We start from the raw sequence: 18,220 nt of genomic DNA, 5'->3' as shown, positions 1-18,220 counted from the left end.
TATACCGAACTCTGACAAGGAGAACTTGCTGAGACCTGCCTAGGAATATAACATGCTATAACCTATGTGATAACGTACCTGAGCGCGAAATTGTCCGCGTAAGATGAATAAGCCATGACAAAAACGGCAGAATTAAAAGGGGGCAGTTACACGCTCTCATCTTTACACTTGGCTGACGGCGGCTTAGAACAGGCAATCAGTTTCCTGAAGGACAAAGTGGAGCAAGCTCCGGCATTCTTTGCCCATGCGCCTCTGGTGATTGATGTCAGCCAGGCTGGCAGAGCTCTTGATTTCGAACAACTTCGACAAGGCATTCAGGATGCGGGTATGATCCCCGTCGGGATCAGTGGTTGCAAGCCCTCTCACCTGCAAGCGCAGGCGAAATCAGCCGGTTTTGCCATCATGAATGCGGCCAAGCAGGCCCGGGCCACCAGCCCGGTAATGGAGCCGGCAAAAGTGATTCGCACCCCGGTGAGATCGGGGCAGCAGATTTATGCAAAAAATTGCGATCTTGTCGTATTGAATCATGTCAGCGCAGGTGCTGAAATTATTGCTGATGGATGTATCCATATCTATGGGTGTTTGCGTGGCCGGGCAATTGCCGGCGCCAGCGGCCAAACTCATGCTCAGATTTTCTGCCATAATTTACAGTCAGAGTTGATATCTATTGCTGGTAATTATTGGCTAAGTGACAAAATTCAAGACGCTTTTTGGGGAAAAAGTGTCGCTATCTCTCTGACTGACAACAATTTAAATATAGAGCATCTGGCTGTATAACTTTGAAAAGGAATAATACAGATGGCACGAATTATCGTGGTGACCTCAGGTAAAGGTGGGGTAGGTAAAACGACCTCCAGTGCGGCCATTGCGTCCGGCCTGGCCTTAAAAGGTAAAAAAACGGCCGTCATTGATTTTGATATCGGCCTGCGGAATCTGGACCTGATTATGGGCTGTGAACGCCGTGTTGTTTATGATTTCGTCAACGTTATCAATGGCGAGGCAAAGCTTAATCAGGCGCTGATTAAAGACAAGCGTGTAGAGAACCTGTTCGTGTTGCCGGCTTCACAAACCCGCGACAAAGATGCCCTGAGTAAAGAAGGTGTCGAAAAAGTCTTGTCTGAATTAGATGCACTGGGTTTCGACTTTATCATCTGTGACTCACCGGCAGGCATAGAGACAGGCGCGCTGATGGCGTTATACTTTGCCGATGAGGCGATAGTCACCACCAACCCTGAAGTAGCCTCTGTGCGTGATTCAGACCGTATCCTTGGTATTCTCGACTCTAAATCCCGTCGAGCCGAGAACAGCGAAACACCGGTTAAGCAACACTTATTGCTCACCCGCTATAACCCTTCCCGTGTGGTTCATGGCGATATGCTCAGCGTCGCTGATGTTGAAGAAATTCTGCACATTCCACTGTTAGGTGTCATACCTGAGAGCCAGTCTGTTCTGAATGCATCCAACAAAGGTGAACCTGTTATCCTGGATGCCGATTCAGATGCAGGTCAGGCATATCAAGACACAGTTGCACGCTTACTGGGTGAAGACCGCCCGTTCCGATTCTTAGAGGAAGAGAAAAAAGGCTTCCTGAAACGCATATTTGGAGGCTAACCACACTATGGCTTTGCTAGAGTTCTTCCGCCCCAAAAAACAGTCGACCGCGAGTGTGGCGAAAGAAAGGCTGCAGATCATTGTTGCTGAACGTCGCTCCGCGAGTATGGGTAATCCGAGTTACCTGCCCCAACTGAAGCAGGATATTCTGGAGGTCATTCGCCGTTACGTTGATGTATCGCCTGAACATGTCACGGTACACCTCGATCAGAAAGAAGAAGACCTGTCGGTACTGGAACTGAATGTCACCCTGCCCGATGAAAAATAAAAAAATCCCCGGTTCGCCGGGGATTTTTTCAGGTGTTCACTTGGTTTGTTACCCTACAAGCTTTAAGCCTGCACCAGAGGCAGAACCCGATGAGCAAACAGCGCTCTTCGCCAGCTAGACAACATTTCAGGCAGCTGATCTTCAGGACAGCCCTTCTTCCATGCCCAACTCAGTAACTGATTAATTTGCTTCTTCGAGGCAAGAAACTCAGTCGCCAGCCCTGTCTCCTTGGCCACGGCATTCACTTCATCTTTGATGCGTTTGACCATTTGTTTGTAACCGGGCATTTCCATCAGACGAAATAATGGCTGCGGATAATCCAGCTGGCTCATTTTTTCAACGTCTTTCACAATGGAAATCAAACGGTTACCATGTCTTTGAATCTCACGCTCATCAAAACCTTCCTGAGCCATAACCGCTTTTGAAGTGATCTCATAACGGGCAATTTTCCAAAGATGCAGCTCTTTTAGCACAAAGTTCAGTGCCAGATCGCGCTTTCTCGCTTCCTGAAGACGCCAGGAAGCCAGCTTCTGTAAGATAGCCAATTGTTTAGGGGATAACTGCCAGGCATTCTTTATGTCGGTGTAAACTTGCTCCGGGTCGGGAACACGGCTGCGTTTCACCAGCATGGTTTCGCATTCCTGACGCAGGGCATCCATCCACCCTTTCGCTTCCACTTTTGCCAAAAGCTGCTGATACAGAGGCAACAGATAAAAAACATCTGCGGCGGCATAATCGAGCTGCTTGTCACTCAGAGGACGAGCAAGCCAGTTCGTTCTGGCTTCGCCTTTTTCCAGCTCAATACCCAGATACTCCTGCACTAAGGCGCCAAAGCCCGTAGACAGGCCATGACCTATGAAGGCCGCCATGATCTGAGTATCCAGCATAGGCGCTGGCATGCAGCCGGCAACAGACTGGAACACCTCCAGATCTTCACCACAGGCATGCAGCACTTTCACGACATCAGGATCTTTCATCAACGCCCATAACGGCGACATATCTGTCAGCTTGAGGGGATCAATCAAAGACAGAAGTTCACCGTCATAAAGCTGGATCAGCCCCAACTGAGCAAACAGGGTCCGGGTACGAACAAATTCGGTATCCAACATTACCGCCTGTTGTTGACTTGCCTGCTGGCAAACCTCAGCCAGTCTGTCATTCGTGGTTATAATCTCAAATTTCAAAACTCACCTTTTTCAACATAACAAGCAGATACCAGCCTGTTTTTCTTTGTGTCTTAACGCCATTCTCTGATGAATACTGACAGCCGGCACAAAACAAAGTGCCGGCTATGTAAGCCGGCACTGAACTTGAAACAAGTTTATCCTAAATTTCAGGATTATGCTTGCGCTGTCTCTTTTTGCGCTGCCTTATCTGACTCTTCACGCAGTGCCCGGCGCAGAATTTTACCGACATTGGTTTTCGGCAGTTCATCTCTGAACTCCACCACTTTAGGCACTTTATAACCGGTCAGGTATTGACGGCAATGCGACAGCAATTCTTCGCGGGTCAGGCTGGGATCGCGTTTCACAACACAAATCTTCACCACCTCACCCGAGGCTTCATCCGGCTGACCGATTGCCGCCACTTCCAGCACCTTGTTGTGCAGAGCAACGACATCTTCAACTTCATTGGGATACACATTGAAGCCGGAGACCAGGATCATGTCTTTCTTGCGGTCAACGATATGTAAGAAACCGTCTTCATCAAAGCGCACAACATCGCCGGTCGATAACCAGCCGTCTTCGGTCAGCACCTCACGCGTTGCTTCAGGGCGCTGCCAATAACCTTTCATCACCTGAGGACCATTGACCTGCAGCTCACCGGTTTGATCCATGGCCAGAACCTTACCTTCTTCATCCACAATACGAATATCTGTCGAAGACACAGGCAGGCCGATCGAACCATTGTACTCAGTCAGATTATGCGGATAAGCGGCCACCAGCGGTGAACACTCAGTCAGGCCATACCCTTCCAGCAAATAGCTCTTGGTGGTTGCTAACCATTTCTCCGCAACAGCACGCTGTACGGCCATACCGCCACCCACAGACAGGTGCAGACGGCTGAAGTCCAGTTCCAGAAAATCTTCATTATTGAGCAGCGCATTGAACAGTGTGTTGACGCCAGTCAGCGCAGTGAACGGATAGCGCTTCAGCTCTTTGACAAAAGCGGGAATATCCCTGGGGTTGGTAATCAGCAGGTTCTGGCCACCCATTTCAATGAACAGCAGACAGTTCACAGTAAGGGCAAAAACGTGATACAGCGGAAGCGCTGTGACCACCAGCTCACGGCCCTCATGCAAAATGGGTCCGTAGGCTGCTTTAGCCTGCAGCACATTGGCAATCATATTTCTGTGCGTCAGCACTGCGCCTTTCGCTACGCCGGTTGTCCCTCCGGTGTATTGCAGAAATGCGATGTCCTCTCCTGAAATGAAAGGTTTCACGTATTGCATTCTGCGCCCGCGTTTCAGCGCATGATTCAGTGAGGTGGCATGTGGCAGGTGGTATTTAGGAACCATCTTTTTAATGTGCTTCACCACAAAATTAACCAGAGTGCCTTTAGGCCGGGAAAGCTGATCCCCCAGACTGGTTAAAATGACATGCTCAACACTGGTTTTGTCGACGATTTTCTCCAGCGTATGGGCGAAATTCGACACAATCACAATGGCTTTTGCACCAGAGTCATTCAGTTGATGCTCCAGTTCGCGAGGTGTGTAGAGTGGGTTAACATTAACCACCACACAACCCGCACGGAGAATACCAAACAGCGCGATAGGATACTGAAGCAGGTTTGGCATCATGACAGCCACCCGATCACCCTTTTCGAGCTTCAGGTCATTTTGCAGATAGGCCGCAAATGCACGACTGCGTTCTTCCAGTTTTCTGAAAGTCATCACCTGGCCCATATTGATATAGGCCGTTTGATCGGAATATTTCTGGACGGACTGTTCAAACAGTTCAACCAATGACGTGTAAGTATCAGGGTTGATTTCAGCCGGTACATCATCCGGATAGCGGTTAAGCCAAACCTTATCCACCATGCACTCTCCTTATATTTATTAGGGCTTCAAGCGCCAAAAAATGGCTGTAGCGGGACATTCAAACACTTGTTCTATACAAGCATTACAGCACAATTAACATTGAATTAACACAACTGATTAGACCAGCTTATTGATTTTTGAACTGAGCAGCAAAATCTGCTCACAAACCAGCTGAGGACTCTCAAGATGACAGTGATGACCCCCGGGTACCACTATTTGTCCGGCCTGTTTCAGCCATGACAAACCAGCGTCCGGTTCTTTCAGGTATAAAAAACCTTTATCACCGATCACTGACAATACCGGGCACTCAATATGCTGCATCAGCGCCTTAACCTGTTCTTTTGTCATCCTGAATAACGAGTCGCAACGCAACTTATCGTCATAACGCCAGTACCAGTGTTTACCATCGGTATAGGTCGCTCGCTGTACCAATGGCCTCAGCTGTTCGGGGGTTAACCCGTTTAGCCGGCAACGAACAGATAATGCGGCCTGAAATGAAGCCAGTTTAAGTTCTGCGCCCTGACGCTGCCTGCGCCGCATCCGGCTTTCAATCCCCTGCCGCAACCTTTCAGGCGCCAGTTCAGCACTTTCATGGAGTGGCGCGAGCCCTTCGATCAGCACCAGCCCGGTGACCGATTCGGGAAAGGCCCCTGCAAAAGCAGCCGCCACGAGCGCCCCCAAAGAATGGCCAACCAGCATAAGGTTTTGAGAGGACAGAGACTGTACGATCTGAGCCAGATCATCGACATAGTCCATGAAGTAGTAATAATTATCCGTCTGACGATGCGCAGACAGACCATGTCCGGGCCAGTCCACAGCTACCAGATTGAAGCTTGCGGCCAGCGGCTCGAACAACACAGCAAAGCTGGCTGCGTTATCGTGCCAGCCGTGCAGAAACAAAAGCGTCGGACGACATCTTTCGGCATCGCTTATCGGGATGAGCTTGCCTCGTTGTATGCTTTCCCGGCAAGGAGAAAAAGACGTGATTACCGCCAGCTCAGTGTCGGCAAGCGGTAAGCGGCTTTCATACATCATAGTACGTTTCGCTGTTCAATCAGGTAGGTAGTCTTACTCAGGGGTAACGCGGTACTGGACATCCAGATTATCCGGCCGCAAACCATAGTGGATGTACTGACAGCGGATGCCAAGACAGCGGTAGTAGGCACTCACATCATCAACACGGATTTGCTCTTTGATTTGCCAGATCTGCTGGCCTTTGGCAAACACCACAGGATAGGTGTAATCGAAATCACCAATCTTACCCGCCTCGCTGCCACGCAGCTGACCGGCAACGGTCACCAGTTTACCCTGAGCGTATTCGATAGGATCGGCAAAACCATCCACATAAGCAATAAATCGCCCCTGAGGCGACGCATTCCGTTCAGGCTTGCCTGATTTGTCTATCGGCAGACTGGCTATTTCCAGCCGCGTACGTGACGCTTCGTTGACCACCGAGGCAATCACGCCTCCCAGACGCACCTCTTTACCCTGTACGCCCTGAGGGTCTTCAATCACCAGGGTTAAGTCGGTGACTGGTGTCTCGGTTGATGTTTGCAGGCTGTCTGGCAGCTGACTGCAACCATTTAGTACCATCAAGGCAAGTGCCAATATAGATTTTTTCACCACAGGATCCTTGTCAAAAAGAGAAATTCGCGTCTGATGCTCTGCCGGCATCGAAGCTCAAACGTAGAAATCCACACCTAACAAATGAGAGTATTCTTCCCGCCTGGCCTGATGCAGCACATCAAGATAAGCCGACAATGCCTGCTTATTTTTCCCCTGCGGGCTGTCGTACTGCACCCTGGCCTGAACTTCTTCAATAAAAGCCGGATCCTTGATCGTTTCCGCCACCGCTTTCGCCACCACAGTCGGCTGAGAAACAGGCGCAGCTGTCTGCTCAGCCTTGCGCTGTTTATCGGTTCGCTTCGGCCGTTGCGGCGCCTGCGTTGCTGTCGGTAAACGGGGTATGTTGACCATATTGACCTGTGTGTCTTGTTAGCTGTGAATACCCATTATTCACGGCCGGGCAATTTTTTCCATGTCACTTCATCACGCAGATAGACAGGGCTGGCATGTTCAGCATCGACGACTTCACCACGCTGCAGAGCAAATTGAGCCAGCCATGCCATATCCTGGGCTTCAGGATAAAGCACTGTGCCGGCTTGCTTTTCGACAGCCAAAGCCTGTAATTGTTCCTGATAGGTTTGCCAGCCGGTCCCTGCGGTAAACCAGCGGATATCCGGTACACAAATCAAGCGCTCTGATACGTGTTCCGGGTGCAGCACAGCTTCTTCACCCAGCACTTGCCAGTCGCCATCTTGCTGGCGCTGATATTGTCCCCAGTAAATTTCGCCCATGCGCGCATCTATGGCCGCCAGGGTATGGCTGGCCTGATGCAAACGGTAGCTTCCCTGAGCCATTGCGGCCAGTGTCGACACACCTATCATGGGTAAACCGGCACCAAATGCCAGTCCCTGAGCGATACCTATGCCAATCCGCACACCGGTGAAGCTCCCCGGGCCACGGCCGAACGCCAGCGCATCTAACTGGGTTAAACGCAAATCCGCTTCGGCGAGGACTTCATCAACCATAGGCAAAATTTTGGTGGTATGTTCACGCGGCGCAAATTCACAACGCGCAATCACTTCACTGCCCACTAAAAGCGCAACAGAACAATTTTCAGTCGCGGTATCAACCGCTAAAATCTTACTGCTCATTCAAGCCTCTGAATGCTGGCTGTCGGCTGCTTGCTGCTCGGCGTGCAGTCCAGACAGAAATTGTCCGACACCGTCAACATCCCGCGTACGGGGAATCGGCGGCAGACTTCTCAAAAATACAGCGCCATAAGGGCGCGTGACCAAACGATTATCGCAGATAACCAGCACGCCTTTGTCCTGCTGGTCTCGGATTAACCGGCCAACCCCCTGCTTGAGGGTGATCACCGCATCCGGTATCTGCACTTGCGCGAAGGGGTCCCCGCCACGCAGACGACAATCTTCTATCCGCGCCTTCAATAATGGGTCATCCGGCGCGGTAAAGGGAAGTTTGTCGATAATAACACAGCTCAGCGCCTGCCCTCTAACATCAATACCTTCCCAGAACGCACCTGTTGCAATAAGCAGCGCATTTCCCAATTCCAGATATTCTGAAAGCAGTTTTTGCTTACTGGTTTCTCCCTGAACCAGCACAGGCAAATCGAGGCAGGCGCGAAAACCTTCGGCAAGATCCCGTACCATCTGGTGCGAGGTACAAAGGAAAAAACACCGCCCCTGGTTGGCCTCAATCACAGGTGCCATCAGAGTCACCAGTTTGGCCGCCAGTCCGTGACTGTTGGGTTCAGGTAAAAAACGGGGAACACACAGCAACGCCTGCTGCTGATAATCAAACGGGCTGGTCAGCGACATCTGCTCCGCAGGCTGCAGCCCTAAACGATGGCTGAAATGACTGAAATCTTCATCAACGGCCAGTGTCGCTGAGGTAAAGATCCAAGCGCCTTTTTGCTTTTCTATCTGCTCATGAAACTTCTCTGCGACCGACAGCGGCGTAATATGCAAAGTAAAATGGCGGGGAGTACATTCATACCAATAGGAATAGCCGGTGATCGAGGTATCACACAAGCGTGTCAGTCTGGCTTTCAGCAAGGTGGTTCGTTCAAATGCGGCATCCAGCAGCTCACTGCGGCCAAGTGCCAGTTTGAGCACGTCATGTGCCAGATCCAGCGCATCATTGAGCCTCGTCAGCTCCCGTTGAATGGCCGGGCTGTTCACCGCCTCACGCCAGTTGCCGCGATAACCGGGTTCGCCCATCACCAGTCGCATATCAGCAGCGGCCTGACTCAGCCGGTCTGCGGTTTTTTCCAGCTGACGCATATCACGTGCTTCAGTGCGATAACCGATAGTAATGTCTTTCGCCAGATCCTGCAGTTGCCGGCTCGACAGACTCTGGCCGAAATACTGACTGGCAATATCGGGGATCTGATGGGCTTCATCGAAAATAAACACATCGGCTTCCGGGATCAGCTCGCCAAAGCCTGTTTCTTTAATGGCCAGATCCGCCATAAACAAATGGTGGTTAACCACCACCACATCCGCATCCATGGCTTTTCGCCGGGCTTTCACGACAAAGCAGTCTTCAAAAGACGGGCACTCGCGCCCCAGGCAATTGTCGTTGGTTGAGGTAATCGTCGGGATCACCGGACTGTCTTCGGCAATCGAATCACATTCGCTGATATCACCGGTTTTAGTCGCTGAAGACCAACTGCGGATCGTCACCAGCTGGCTCAGCATGCCCTGATCGACAAATCCGCCATGGCTTTCGGTGATCTGACGGCTGAGCCTGTCGAGACAGAGATAATTTGAGCGCCCTTTCAGTAACGCCACTTTCCCTGTATAGCCCAGCGCCTGGGTCATCAAAGGTAAATCCCGGTAGAAAAGCTGTTCCTGCAGGTTTTTCGAGCCTGTGCTGATAATGGTTTTATGACCCTTGATCAACGCCGGCACCAGATACGCAAAGGTTTTGCCTGTGCCTGTACCCGCTTCTACCACCAGTTGCTGCTGGTGTTTAATTGCCCGCCCGACCGCTTCTGCCATATCAATCTGAGGCTGACGTGCCTGAAAACCAGGTATCGCCTTTTCCAATGCACCGCCGGGTTGAAAGAATTTTGCAATCATGAACGCCAATCTATTGGTTATTTATCCAGTATCTTTCGCGATTATGCCAAGATTGCCCCGCAACAGCCAGCGGCAGTTGCCAGGAAAAATTATTGAGTCAGATCACAAAATCTTTTGACGTCGAAATCAAAGCCATGTAAATAATTAATGACACAACTAATACATATATGCACGCAACATAAGGACACCATGGAAAAGAAAACCCTGCTCACCGATTGCCCGGATGCCATGGGATTGATTTCTAAGATCACCAACATCTGTTACAAACACCAGCTCAACATTATCCATAACAAAGAATTTGTCGATCACCGCCATCGGCAGTTCTTTATGCGTACTGAGCTGGAAGGGGTGTTCAACGATGAAACCTTTCTGTTCGATCTGGATCGCGCCCTGCCAGAAGGCAGCCACCGCCGCCTGGTGAGCTCTGCCCGCAAGAAAGTCGTGATTATGGTGACCAAAGAAGCACACTGCCTGGGCGATATCCTGGTCAAAGCCTATGACGGTACACTGGATATTGAGATTGCGGCTGTCGTTGGTAACTACGACAAACTGGCCGGCCTGGTGGAAAAGTTTGATATTCCCTTTCACCATGTCTGCCATGAAGGTTTAAGCCGTGAAGAGCATGAAGCCAGATTACTGGACTGCGTCAACCAGTATTCTCCCGATTATGTGGTGCTGGCAAAATACATGCGTATTCTGACACCTGGTTTTGTGGCTCAGTTTCCGCACCGGATTATCAATATTCACCACAGTTTCCTTCCGGCCTTTATTGGCGCGAAACCTTACTTGCAAGCCTATGAGCGCGGGGTGAAAATCATTGGTGCCACGGCCCACTTCGTCACCAATGATTTGGACGAAGGCCCTATCATTACCCAGAACGTCATTCCGGTTGATCATAACTACAGTGCAGAAGACATGGCCCGCTCAGGGCGTGATGTCGAAAAATCTGTCCTGAGCAAGGCACTCAGCCTGGTAGTCGAAGACAAGGTGTTCGTTTACGGCAATCGCACCGTGGTGCTGTAACCCTGTGGCGGAAAAGTGTTCATCGCTTCTCCGCCCTGACTTTATGGCTCAGATCAGCCTTCACTCTCAATCACAGCTTTCAGCGAACACGGATGCAGCTTAATGCACACCCCGTCTTTCTTAAACGCAAAGGTCGGGTTAGCCAGCCGTTCTTTCTCTCCTGCCGGTGAACTTGCTTTCACCGCTATGCCCGCTTTGTCCGCCTTATCCCAGTTCAATGCGGGAAAACGCGCCTCCAGAGCCGCTTTTAATTCCGCTGTGGTTGATGCCTGACAAGGCACCACAAACTCAACATGCTCCCATCCCTGAACCGGGTATGTTTTATCGCCCGGGTAAGGCAGTTCCAGTGCCTCAATCTGCCATTGACCTGCTTGCAAGGGCTGATGAAAGCCAATCACCACAATAGGACGACCATTGATCACATTGGTTGACCATTCTTCACCGTATACCAGCCACGCCTGATGCAGTGCCGTCGCTAGCGCCCTACTGTTCACGCGCAGGGCAATGTGGTCTGCCTGGCAGGCAGAAAGATCCAACCCCAGCGCTTCAGCAAGCCTCTCAATTTTTCCCATAAATTCAGGTAATTGTGCCAGCATCTGCTCCGGTTGAAGATTTGCCTGCTGTAAATCTTGCATGTGATTTCTCCTCACTGATCTCAAGTCGCCCATTATCCACAGAATCTTTGCCAGCAAAAGCCTTGAGCAACACGCCTTCAGCCAGTCATAGCCATGAGAAAAATTTCAGCTTCTATCGCCTTTTCACCTTGCCAACTGCCCTGTGTTTATGGGTATTATTACGGCTAACTATTTTTAGTATCCATGCAGCCGCCTTTGCAGCCAGCAAGCTCCCGTCAGCACTACCCGGATGACCTTTTTAAAAACATCAGACAGGGTTGTTTTCACCTTTTCTGGTGTATTGCTGACCACGCTTCTGACCGGTTCAGGTGTAAGATATAACTGCATAGCTTATTGAATACCCAAGACTTTTGCCTGCCTGTCAGGCTACAGACCGATTTAAAGGATAGACGTGTGAACATTCAAGCACTCATTAACGATAAAGTTTCCCAGGCGCTCGAAGCGGCCGGTGCCCCGGCAGGCAGCCCGGCAGCGGTTCGTCAGTCAGCCAAAGCACAGTTCGGTGATTATCAGGCCAACGGTGTGATGGGTGTTGCGAAAAAACTGGGAGCTAACCCGCGCGAGTTTGCACAAAAAGTCATCGATCAACTCGATCTGGGCGATATCGCAGAGAAAGTCGAGATCGCCGGTCCTGGTTTCATTAACATCTTTTTGAACAAAACCTGGCTGGCCGAGCGTGCAGAAGCGGCACTGACTGATGCCCGCCTGGGTGTGGCCACGCAGGAAAAACAAAATATCGTTGTCGACTATTCGGCACCCAATGTCGCCAAAGAAATGCACGTTGGTCACCTGCGCTCCACCATCATTGGTGATGCTGTGGTTCGTACACTGGAGTTTCTGGGTCATAACGTTATTCGTGCCAACCACATCGGCGACTGGGGCACTCAGTTCGGCATGTTGATTGCCAACCTGGAACGTGTGCAGCAAGAATCGGGCGAGATCTCTATGGAACTGGCCGATCTGGAAGCTTTTTATCGTGAGTCGAAAAAGCTGTACGACGAAGATCAAGCCTTTGCAGAGCGCGCCCGTAACTATGTAGTAAAACTGCAAAGTGGCGATCAGTACTGTGCTGATATGTGGAAGAAACTGGTCGACGTGACCATGGAGCAAAACCAGCACAACTACGACCGTCTGAATGTGTCTCTGACCCGTGACAACGTGATGGGCGAGTCCATGTACAACGATATGCTGGCAGGTATTGTCGCCGATCTGAAAGCGAAAGGGCTGGCCGTAGAAGACGATGGCGCTCAGGTTGTGTTCCTGGATGAGTTCAAAAACAAAGATGGTGAGCCTATGGGGGTTATCATCCAGAAACGTGACGGCGGTTTCCTGTACACAACCACGGATATTGCCTGTGCGAAATACCGCTACGAGCATTTCAACGCCAACCGGGTGCTTTACTTTATCGATTCACGCCAGCACCAACACCTGATGCAGGCATGGACGATTGTCCGCAAAGCAGGTTACATCCCTGACGATGTGTCGCTGGAGCACCACGCTTTCGGCATGATGCTGGGCAAAGACGGCCGTCCGTTCAAAACACGCTCTGGCGGTACCGTTCGTCTGGCTGATCTGCTGGATGAAGCGGAATCACGCGCTAAGGTACTGATCGAAGAGAAGAACCCTGAGCTGGATGCGGCTGAGAAAAACAAGATTGCCTCGACCGTCGCCATGGCCGCGGTTAAGTATGCTGATCTGTCCAAACACCGTACCACAGATTACGTGTTCGACTGGGATAACATGCTGGCCTTCGAAGGCAATACCGCGCCTTACATGCAATACGCCTACACCCGTGTCATTTCTGTATTTAAACGCGCAGGCCTGAACGAAAGTGAGCTGACACACCCAGTTGTGATCAATGACGAGAAAGAGCAAGTGCTGCTGTCAAAACTGCTGCAATTTGAAGAAGCCGTGGAAACCGTGGCCCGTGAAGGTCATCCGCACGTGATGTGCAGCTACCTGTTTGAGCTGGCGGGTAATTTCTCCAGCTTCTATGAAGCCTGCCCGATTCTCAATGCCGATGAGCCCGTCAAGCACAGCCGCCTGAAGCTGGCGCTGCTGACAGCGAAAACCATCAAACAAGGTCTGGATCTGCTGGGTATTGACACACTGGAACGTATGTAATCTGGCAGAACATCACATTTATCTAATTAAGCAAAGCTAAACATAGACAGCCTTCTGGGGTATCCTTAGAAGGCTTTTTTGACACAAATTTTTGGGTACTGGCCTTTTTCTGTTACATGGAATGTTGCAATGAGCCTCAATGACTCACACGAAACCGACGACGGTATGGCTGACGAATTTCTCACGTCAACTCAGACCTTGCGTAAAGCCATTCCACTGATGATCAAGCATAAAGTCCCCACGACACCGGTCAATTACGCCCTGTGGTACAGCTATACCTCGAATCAGAACCCTATTCTCACTCAGGCCATAGACCAGAGTTTAGCGCAGTACGGGCATTGCCCGCCCAGCCTGAGTGATTCGCTTTACCGAACCCATCTGGCCCAGCACCCTGCCAGTGAGCAAGGACAGATCAGCCATAGCCTGCAGGCCATCATGGATGAGCTTTGCCACACAATGAACGGATCTCAGAAAGAAACCCAGACATTCCATCAAGCGCTATCCCGGACCTGCCAGCGGCTGAGTCAGAAAGCCGATCAGGGTGTCAACGTGCACGAAGCCAATGATTTGGTTCAAGAATTACTGGATGAATCCAGACACATGCATCAGTCCAGCTCGCTTTTGAACCAGCAACTGGAAAACGCCAATAAAGAAATCGAAAACCTGAGAAAAGCCCTGAAAGACAGCCTCAAATGTGCCAACGAAGATCCCTTGACCGGGCTGCTCAACCGACGCGCCTTTCAGCAAGATCTCAGCAGTTGTATCCAGCACCGCACGCCTTTCAGTCTGGTCTTGCTGGATATTGATAACTTTAAAACCTTCAATGATGACTTTGGCCATTTAATGGGCGATAAAGTACTCTGCTCTGTTGCCCGCCACCTTCAAGTCTGGTGCGAGCAAGGTATGCAGGCCTATCGCTATGGTGGGGAGGAGTTCGTCATTATCTTACCTGGAACTAACCTGCAGCAGAGTCGGGACAAAGCAGAAAAATTACGTAAAACCCTCTCCGGCATTGCCGTGCAGGACAAACAATCAGGTAACACCGTCAGCTCTATTACGGCGTCATTTGGCATTGCAGAACAGACAGGAAAAGAAAACGGTCTGGCAGTACTGGCCAGAGCCGATAAGTATCTGCTGCAGGCAAAAAACCTTGGCCGGAACCGGGTACTGCCTGTCTTCTGATCCATTTACTGCCCGTATCTCGGGCCATGATGCAGATAACTGATCTCATCCTGTGTCGATAATCTGCCGCAAACGGCATTACGGTGCGGAAAGCGGCCGAAATCTTTGATGACCTGGAAATGGCTGACAGCGTACTGATAGAAATCGTCAAACTCTGACTTATGCTCTTTCATGACCTCCTGCCGCAGTTGGTCAAAACGGAACACGCTCTCTTCCTGATCTTCCAGTGCTTCTGAGTGCTCCAACGGCAGATAAAAGAACACTCTCTCAATAGGGGCTAGCGCGCGATCAAAATTCTTCGCCAAGCCGCGTTTACATATGGCCTGCGCCAATGAATCATAGCGAAAAGCAGCTGCCAACCCCCGGTAGATGTTACGACTGAACTGATCAAGCAAAATAATCAGTGCCAGCGTACCCTTAGGCGTTTCTGTCCACGCATTCAGCTCACCCCGGCCAGCACGGCTGACCAGATCCCTGAAACGCTCTGTGATTTCACGGTCTACCGCATCCCCGCCTTTAAACCACAGTACCTGTTTATCCTGTTCGGTGACTTCCCCTTTGAGGTTTCCGAACCAATAGGTAAGCACTTCCTCACACTCTGCCATGGTTTCCCCCTGCCTGTGTCATAACAATGACTCTGAGATAATTAAGCCGCTTTCGTGCTTATACGTTCTAGTTTATCCTAGGGCGAGCTTGCATAGTGCGATGGCTTTTTGTTGTAGCCTGATAGCTGACTTGTGAAGCACTTAATAGAAAGAAGGAATATTTCCATGAGTTTCACCCTTCATCCGAGACTAAGCGCGGATACTCAGTGGATTGGCGATTTACCACTTTGCCGTGTGCTGCTGTCAAAAGAAGCCATTGGCCCCTGGTTGATTCTGGTACCCAGATATGACGCACTGCGTGAGATTCACCATATGTCTGCCGCGGATCAACAGCAGTTGATGGTAGAGTCCAGCTCAACCGCCCAACTGCTTGAGACCTATTTCAGCCCCGATAAAATCAATATCGGCGCCTTAGGCAATTTAGTGCCGCAGCTTCATGTCCATCATATCGCCCGGTTTACGACAGATATTGCCTGGCCAGGACCTGTCTGGGGAAATACCGACGGCAGCCAGCGCAGCGAAGATGAGCGACAACAGCTGGTTGAACGATTGCAATTACTGTTCAGTCAGGTAAACGGTTTTACGCCAGCATAAATGGCTCCGCGGACAGCGGCCGAGACGTGAATAAATCCGGTGCTACACGCACGGGGCTAAGCCCCATCGCTGCAACATACAGGCTATAAAGCAAAAAAAACGCATCAAACGATGCGTTTTTTCATTGTTACCCCGGCATAACCGCCAGCAGGTTCTGCCGTTCCCGGTTCGCCAGATTACGATAGTCGGTTCGGATTTTGTTGGGCACAGGTTCAGCCTGAGGCAGCGGTACCTTCATGGCATTCACGGCGCGTCCGTACTTCAGCAACTCATAATGAAGATGCGGACCGGTGGACCGTCCGGTATTACCACTCAATGCGATTTTGTCACCCATACGGACTTTCTGCCCGACTTTTACCAGTATCTTACTCAGATGAAGGTAGCGGGTTGAGTATTCCCGGCCATGTTTGATCATGATGAAATTACCCGCCAAAGCATGTTTCTGGGCTTTGACTACCACGCCATCGCCTGTCGCTAACACAGGTGTACCGACAGGTGTGGCAAAATCGGTACCGTTATGTGGCGAGACTCTGTGTGTAATGGGGTGCTTGCGATGGGGATCAAACGATGAACTGATCCGAAAACGCTTCTGGGTCGGATACCGGTTCAGTGCCCGGTTCAGGCTTCGGCCGTCTTCATCATAGAACTCACCATCGTCATAACGCATGGCAAACAGTTCCTGATTACGGTTCATATAGTACAGGGCCTTCACTTCACCCTGGCCCACCGCTTTTCCGTCAATAAATTCACGTTCAAGCGTAATCGCAAAACGGTCGCCCTTGCGGGCTTCTTTACCTAAATCAAACCGCCATTGCAGCGCTTTGACCAGGGTCTGAATTTGCGTCGGTGACAGACCGGCAGAGCGGGCCGACTGATAGAAACTGCCGGAAACACGCCCGGTTAAACGTACCGGTTTAAATTCGCCGGTACGCTCCACTTCTTTATGCTCATAACCCTTTGAGGTCAGTGTATAAGTATCAGTCAGTTTCGCACTGCGTTCGATCGACAGTTCGCCGATCCGCCCTTCTTCATCCAGTGACCAGCCAATACTTTGTCCGACACGCAGAAACTGGATAGATTTATCTACCTCAATCAGTTTGTACATATCTGAAATAGGCAGCGCATACTGAGTGAAGATTTCACCTAAGGTTTCACCGGAAGACACTTTGTGGGAATGCGCAACATCAGTGGCCTGATCCAACTGTTGTTCCAGCTCATCTTTGGGAACCTGGAAGTCCGGATCTTCCGGGTCAAGCACGACTCCAAGCGGTTCACTATTTTGTTCAGACAGTGACAAGATCTCCTCGGACAGCAGCGGGACTTCGCGCCGCGGTTCCGATTCGCTGCGCGAACCGTAAGAGGGAGAGTGGACGACAGAAGGCTGCCACATAAGGGCAGCCGCAACGATAAGTGATGTAGAAGCAAGCGCAATTCGGTGTTGACGGGGGAGCTGATAAAACCGTCGGGCTGCAACCGTAAATATTTTCATTGTTATTTATTTAAGACATTCGGTAAAACTTCGTCCGAGTTCTTGCAGGAATCGAACATAACCTCCCTGGCCAGAGGCAATATCCGTTGCCATGGGATCCAGGGTTCCAATTTTGATGTCACTGCCATTTGTGACACTGTTAATGACCGCAGGTGAGAACTGCGGTTCCCTGAAAATACACTTAACCTGTGATTTTTTTAGCGTATTGCGGATAGCGATCAAGGTTTTTGCGCCTGGGCGGCGATCCGGTGAAACCGTAAAGTGTCCCAGATTATGTAACCCGAACGTGTCTTCAAAATAGCCATAGGCATCGTGAAAAACGTAGTACCCTTTATCACGCACAGGCTGGAGCTGCTCTTTCAGGTTCTGTACAGTTTCATTAACACTGGCAATGAACCGGGACAGGTTAGCCTCATATTGCGCACGATTCAACGGATCCAGTTCAATCAATGCAGCACTGATCACTTTTGCAGCCTGAATTGCCTGATCCGGGCCCAGCCAAAGGTGCGGATCGATGCCATCATGATGATGTTCGTGCCCTTCGTGACCGCCATGGTTTTCATGACTTTCATGACCGTCATGATCTTCATGGCCTTCAAAATCCCGGAAAGTAATTGTCTCTTGCGAGGTCAGTGAAAGCGCATTTTTCTGGCCACTGAGTATTTTGGTCAGAAAAGATTCCAGTTCCGGGCCAACCCAAACCACCAAATCCGCGGCTTTCAGCTTTTCCACATCTGATGGACGTAAAGCATAGTCATGGGGGGAGCTGCCGGCAGGTAACAGGGTGTCGCTCTGGCCTGCACCCTCGACCAGTTCCTGCACTATCAGGTTCACCGGATGTACAGTGGTCACAACATGCACATTGTTTGCTGAAACCGCAAAAGGTACCAACACCATTGCCGCAAAGTACCAGGCTCGAAAACGCAACATCTACCTACCCTAAAAATATTCAATGAAAAGAAGTTTGATAATGTTATAA

Annotated in this window: 18 protein-coding genes; 7 read left to right on the top strand and 11 right to left on the bottom strand. The window is 50.5% G+C overall.

Translation table 11 applies throughout. The annotated features are described in order from the left end of the window. Positions 1-114 precede the first annotated feature (114 nt). The 3 genes from minC to minE are packed head-to-tail and all read left to right on the top strand — an operon-like array spanning position 115 to position 1,879. A complete protein-coding gene (gene minC / locus P0Y67_RS00620) occupies positions 115-777 on the top strand; it encodes a septum site-determining protein MinC (protein ID WP_161446324.1) in 663 nt (220 codons plus the stop codon). Positions 778-798: 21 nt separating this feature from the next. After that, a complete protein-coding gene (gene minD / locus P0Y67_RS00615; protein ID WP_027253477.1) occupies positions 799-1,611 on the top strand; it encodes a septum site-determining protein MinD in 813 nt (270 codons plus the stop codon). 7 nt (positions 1,612-1,618) lie between these two features. Further along, positions 1,619-1,879, top strand: a complete 261-nt coding sequence (gene minE / locus P0Y67_RS00610) for a cell division topological specificity factor MinE (protein WP_027253478.1) — start codon at positions 1,619-1,621, stop codon at positions 1,877-1,879. Positions 1,880-1,941: 62 nt separating this feature from the next. Here minE and rnd read toward each other — a convergent pair whose 3' ends face one another. The 7 genes from rnd to P0Y67_RS00575 form a co-directional block, all read right to left on the bottom strand. Beyond that, positions 1,942-3,063, bottom strand: a complete 1,122-nt coding sequence (gene rnd, locus P0Y67_RS00605) for a ribonuclease D (protein WP_342390292.1) — start codon at positions 3,061-3,063, stop codon at positions 1,942-1,944. Between the two features lie 155 nt (positions 3,064-3,218). Further along, positions 3,219-4,916: a long-chain-fatty-acid--CoA ligase FadD gene (fadD, locus tag P0Y67_RS00600; protein ID WP_342390334.1), complete on the bottom strand. Its 1,698-nt coding sequence runs from the start codon at positions 4,914-4,916 to the stop codon at positions 3,219-3,221. 120 nt (positions 4,917-5,036) lie between these two features. Then, entirely contained in the window at positions 5,037-5,954 is a 918-nt protein-coding gene (locus P0Y67_RS00595) for an alpha/beta fold hydrolase (RefSeq protein WP_342390291.1), read from the bottom strand. Between the two features lie 33 nt (positions 5,955-5,987). Then, on the bottom strand, positions 5,988-6,542 hold the full coding sequence (locus P0Y67_RS00590) for a Slp family lipoprotein (protein ID WP_342390290.1): 555 nt from the start codon (positions 6,540-6,542) through the stop codon (positions 5,988-5,990). Positions 6,543-6,599: 57 nt separating this feature from the next. Beyond that, positions 6,600-6,896, bottom strand: coding sequence for a hypothetical protein (locus P0Y67_RS00585; protein WP_027253483.1), 297 nt, complete (start codon positions 6,894-6,896; stop codon positions 6,600-6,602). A 35-nt stretch (positions 6,897-6,931) separates the two neighbouring features. Continuing rightward, positions 6,932-7,636 (bottom strand): tRNA (adenosine(37)-N6)-threonylcarbamoyltransferase complex dimerization subunit type 1 TsaB, encoded by a 705-nt coding sequence (gene tsaB / locus P0Y67_RS00580; RefSeq protein ID WP_342390289.1) that lies wholly within the window; start codon positions 7,634-7,636, stop codon positions 6,932-6,934. Then, complete coding sequence (locus P0Y67_RS00575) at positions 7,637-9,589, bottom strand: ATP-dependent DNA helicase (protein ID WP_342390288.1); 1,953 nt, start codon at positions 9,587-9,589, stop codon at positions 7,637-7,639. A 189-nt stretch (positions 9,590-9,778) separates the two neighbouring features. Between P0Y67_RS00575 and purU the strand changes: the two genes are divergently transcribed. Then, positions 9,779-10,612, top strand: a complete 834-nt coding sequence (purU, locus tag P0Y67_RS00570) for a formyltetrahydrofolate deformylase (protein WP_342390287.1) — start codon at positions 9,779-9,781, stop codon at positions 10,610-10,612. A 53-nt stretch (positions 10,613-10,665) separates the two neighbouring features. On the opposite strand, the gene P0Y67_RS00565 is transcribed toward purU, so the two are convergent. After that, positions 10,666-11,247, bottom strand: coding sequence for a VOC family protein (locus P0Y67_RS00565; RefSeq protein WP_342390286.1), 582 nt, complete (start codon positions 11,245-11,247; stop codon positions 10,666-10,668). A 393-nt stretch (positions 11,248-11,640) separates the two neighbouring features. On the opposite strand from P0Y67_RS00565, the gene argS reads away from it, so the two are divergent. Together argS and P0Y67_RS00555 are read left to right on the top strand one after the other, a co-directional pair. After that, entirely contained in the window at positions 11,641-13,371 is a 1,731-nt protein-coding gene (gene argS, locus P0Y67_RS00560; RefSeq protein ID WP_342390285.1) for an arginine--tRNA ligase, read from the top strand. A 129-nt stretch (positions 13,372-13,500) separates the two neighbouring features. After that, positions 13,501-14,553 carry a GGDEF domain-containing protein gene (locus tag P0Y67_RS00555; protein ID WP_342390284.1) on the top strand — a complete coding sequence of 351 codons (1,053 nt, stop codon included), beginning with the start codon at positions 13,501-13,503 and terminating at the stop codon, positions 14,551-14,553. Positions 14,554-14,558: 5 nt separating this feature from the next. Here the strand turns inward: P0Y67_RS00555 and P0Y67_RS00550 are convergent, their stop codons facing one another. Next, a complete protein-coding gene (locus P0Y67_RS00550) occupies positions 14,559-15,158 on the bottom strand; it encodes a DUF924 family protein (protein WP_342390283.1) in 600 nt (199 codons plus the stop codon). A gap of 165 nt (positions 15,159-15,323) precedes the next feature. Between P0Y67_RS00550 and P0Y67_RS00545 the strand changes: the two genes are divergently transcribed. After that, positions 15,324-15,752, top strand: coding sequence for an HIT domain-containing protein (locus P0Y67_RS00545; protein ID WP_342390282.1), 429 nt, complete (start codon positions 15,324-15,326; stop codon positions 15,750-15,752). Positions 15,753-15,879: 127 nt separating this feature from the next. Here the strand turns inward: P0Y67_RS00545 and mepM are convergent, their stop codons facing one another. Both mepM and znuA read right to left on the bottom strand, forming a co-directional pair. Continuing rightward, the gene (gene mepM / locus P0Y67_RS00540; protein ID WP_342390281.1) at positions 15,880-17,241 is read right to left on the bottom strand and encodes a murein DD-endopeptidase MepM; all 1,362 of its coding nucleotides are present in this window, start codon (positions 17,239-17,241) and stop codon (positions 15,880-15,882) included. 6 nt (positions 17,242-17,247) lie between these two features. Next, positions 17,248-18,171: a zinc ABC transporter substrate-binding protein ZnuA gene (znuA, locus tag P0Y67_RS00535; protein WP_446728780.1), complete on the bottom strand. Its 924-nt coding sequence runs from the start codon at positions 18,169-18,171 to the stop codon at positions 17,248-17,250. Between the last annotated feature and the right edge of the window lie 49 nt (positions 18,172-18,220).

This window comes from Photobacterium sp. SP02 (assembly GCF_038519165.1).
In the GTDB taxonomy this organism is placed as follows: Bacteria; Pseudomonadota; Gammaproteobacteria; order Enterobacterales; family Vibrionaceae; genus Photobacterium; species Photobacterium halotolerans.
This window is presented reverse-complemented; position numbering and strand designations above follow the sequence as displayed.

Bases quoted from the DNA above. Each gene is read 5' to 3' on its own strand.
- minC (WP_161446324.1), top strand. From the start codon at position 115: ATGACAAAAACGGCAGAATTAAAAGGGGGCAGTTACACGCTCTCATCT.
- minD (WP_027253477.1), top strand. From the start codon at position 799: ATGGCACGAATTATCGTGGTGACCTCAGGTAAAGGTGGGGTAGGTAAA.
- minE (WP_027253478.1), top strand. From the start codon at position 1,619: ATGGCTTTGCTAGAGTTCTTCCGCCCCAAAAAACAGTCGACCGCGAGT.
- P0Y67_RS00595 (WP_342390291.1), bottom strand. From the start codon at position 5,954: ATGATGTATGAAAGCCGCTTACCGCTTGCCGACACTGAGCTGGCGGTA.
- P0Y67_RS00585 (WP_027253483.1), bottom strand. From the start codon at position 6,896: ATGGTCAACATACCCCGTTTACCGACAGCAACGCAGGCGCCGCAACGG.
- tsaB (WP_342390289.1), bottom strand. From the start codon at position 7,636: ATGAGCAGTAAGATTTTAGCGGTTGATACCGCGACTGAAAATTGTTCT.
- P0Y67_RS00575 (WP_342390288.1), bottom strand. From the start codon at position 9,589: ATGATTGCAAAATTCTTTCAACCCGGCGGTGCATTGGAAAAGGCGATA.
- purU (WP_342390287.1), top strand. From the start codon at position 9,779: ATGGAAAAGAAAACCCTGCTCACCGATTGCCCGGATGCCATGGGATTG.
- P0Y67_RS00565 (WP_342390286.1), bottom strand. From the start codon at position 11,247: ATGCAAGATTTACAGCAGGCAAATCTTCAACCGGAGCAGATGCTGGCA.
- P0Y67_RS00555 (WP_342390284.1), top strand. From the start codon at position 13,501: ATGAGCCTCAATGACTCACACGAAACCGACGACGGTATGGCTGACGAA.
- P0Y67_RS00550 (WP_342390283.1), bottom strand. From the start codon at position 15,158: ATGGCAGAGTGTGAGGAAGTGCTTACCTATTGGTTCGGAAACCTCAAA.
- P0Y67_RS00545 (WP_342390282.1), top strand. From the start codon at position 15,324: ATGAGTTTCACCCTTCATCCGAGACTAAGCGCGGATACTCAGTGGATT.
- mepM (WP_342390281.1), bottom strand. From the start codon at position 17,241: ATGAAAATATTTACGGTTGCAGCCCGACGGTTTTATCAGCTCCCCCGT.
- znuA (WP_446728780.1), bottom strand. From the start codon at position 18,171: ATGTTGCGTTTTCGAGCCTGGTACTTTGCGGCAATGGTGTTGGTACCT.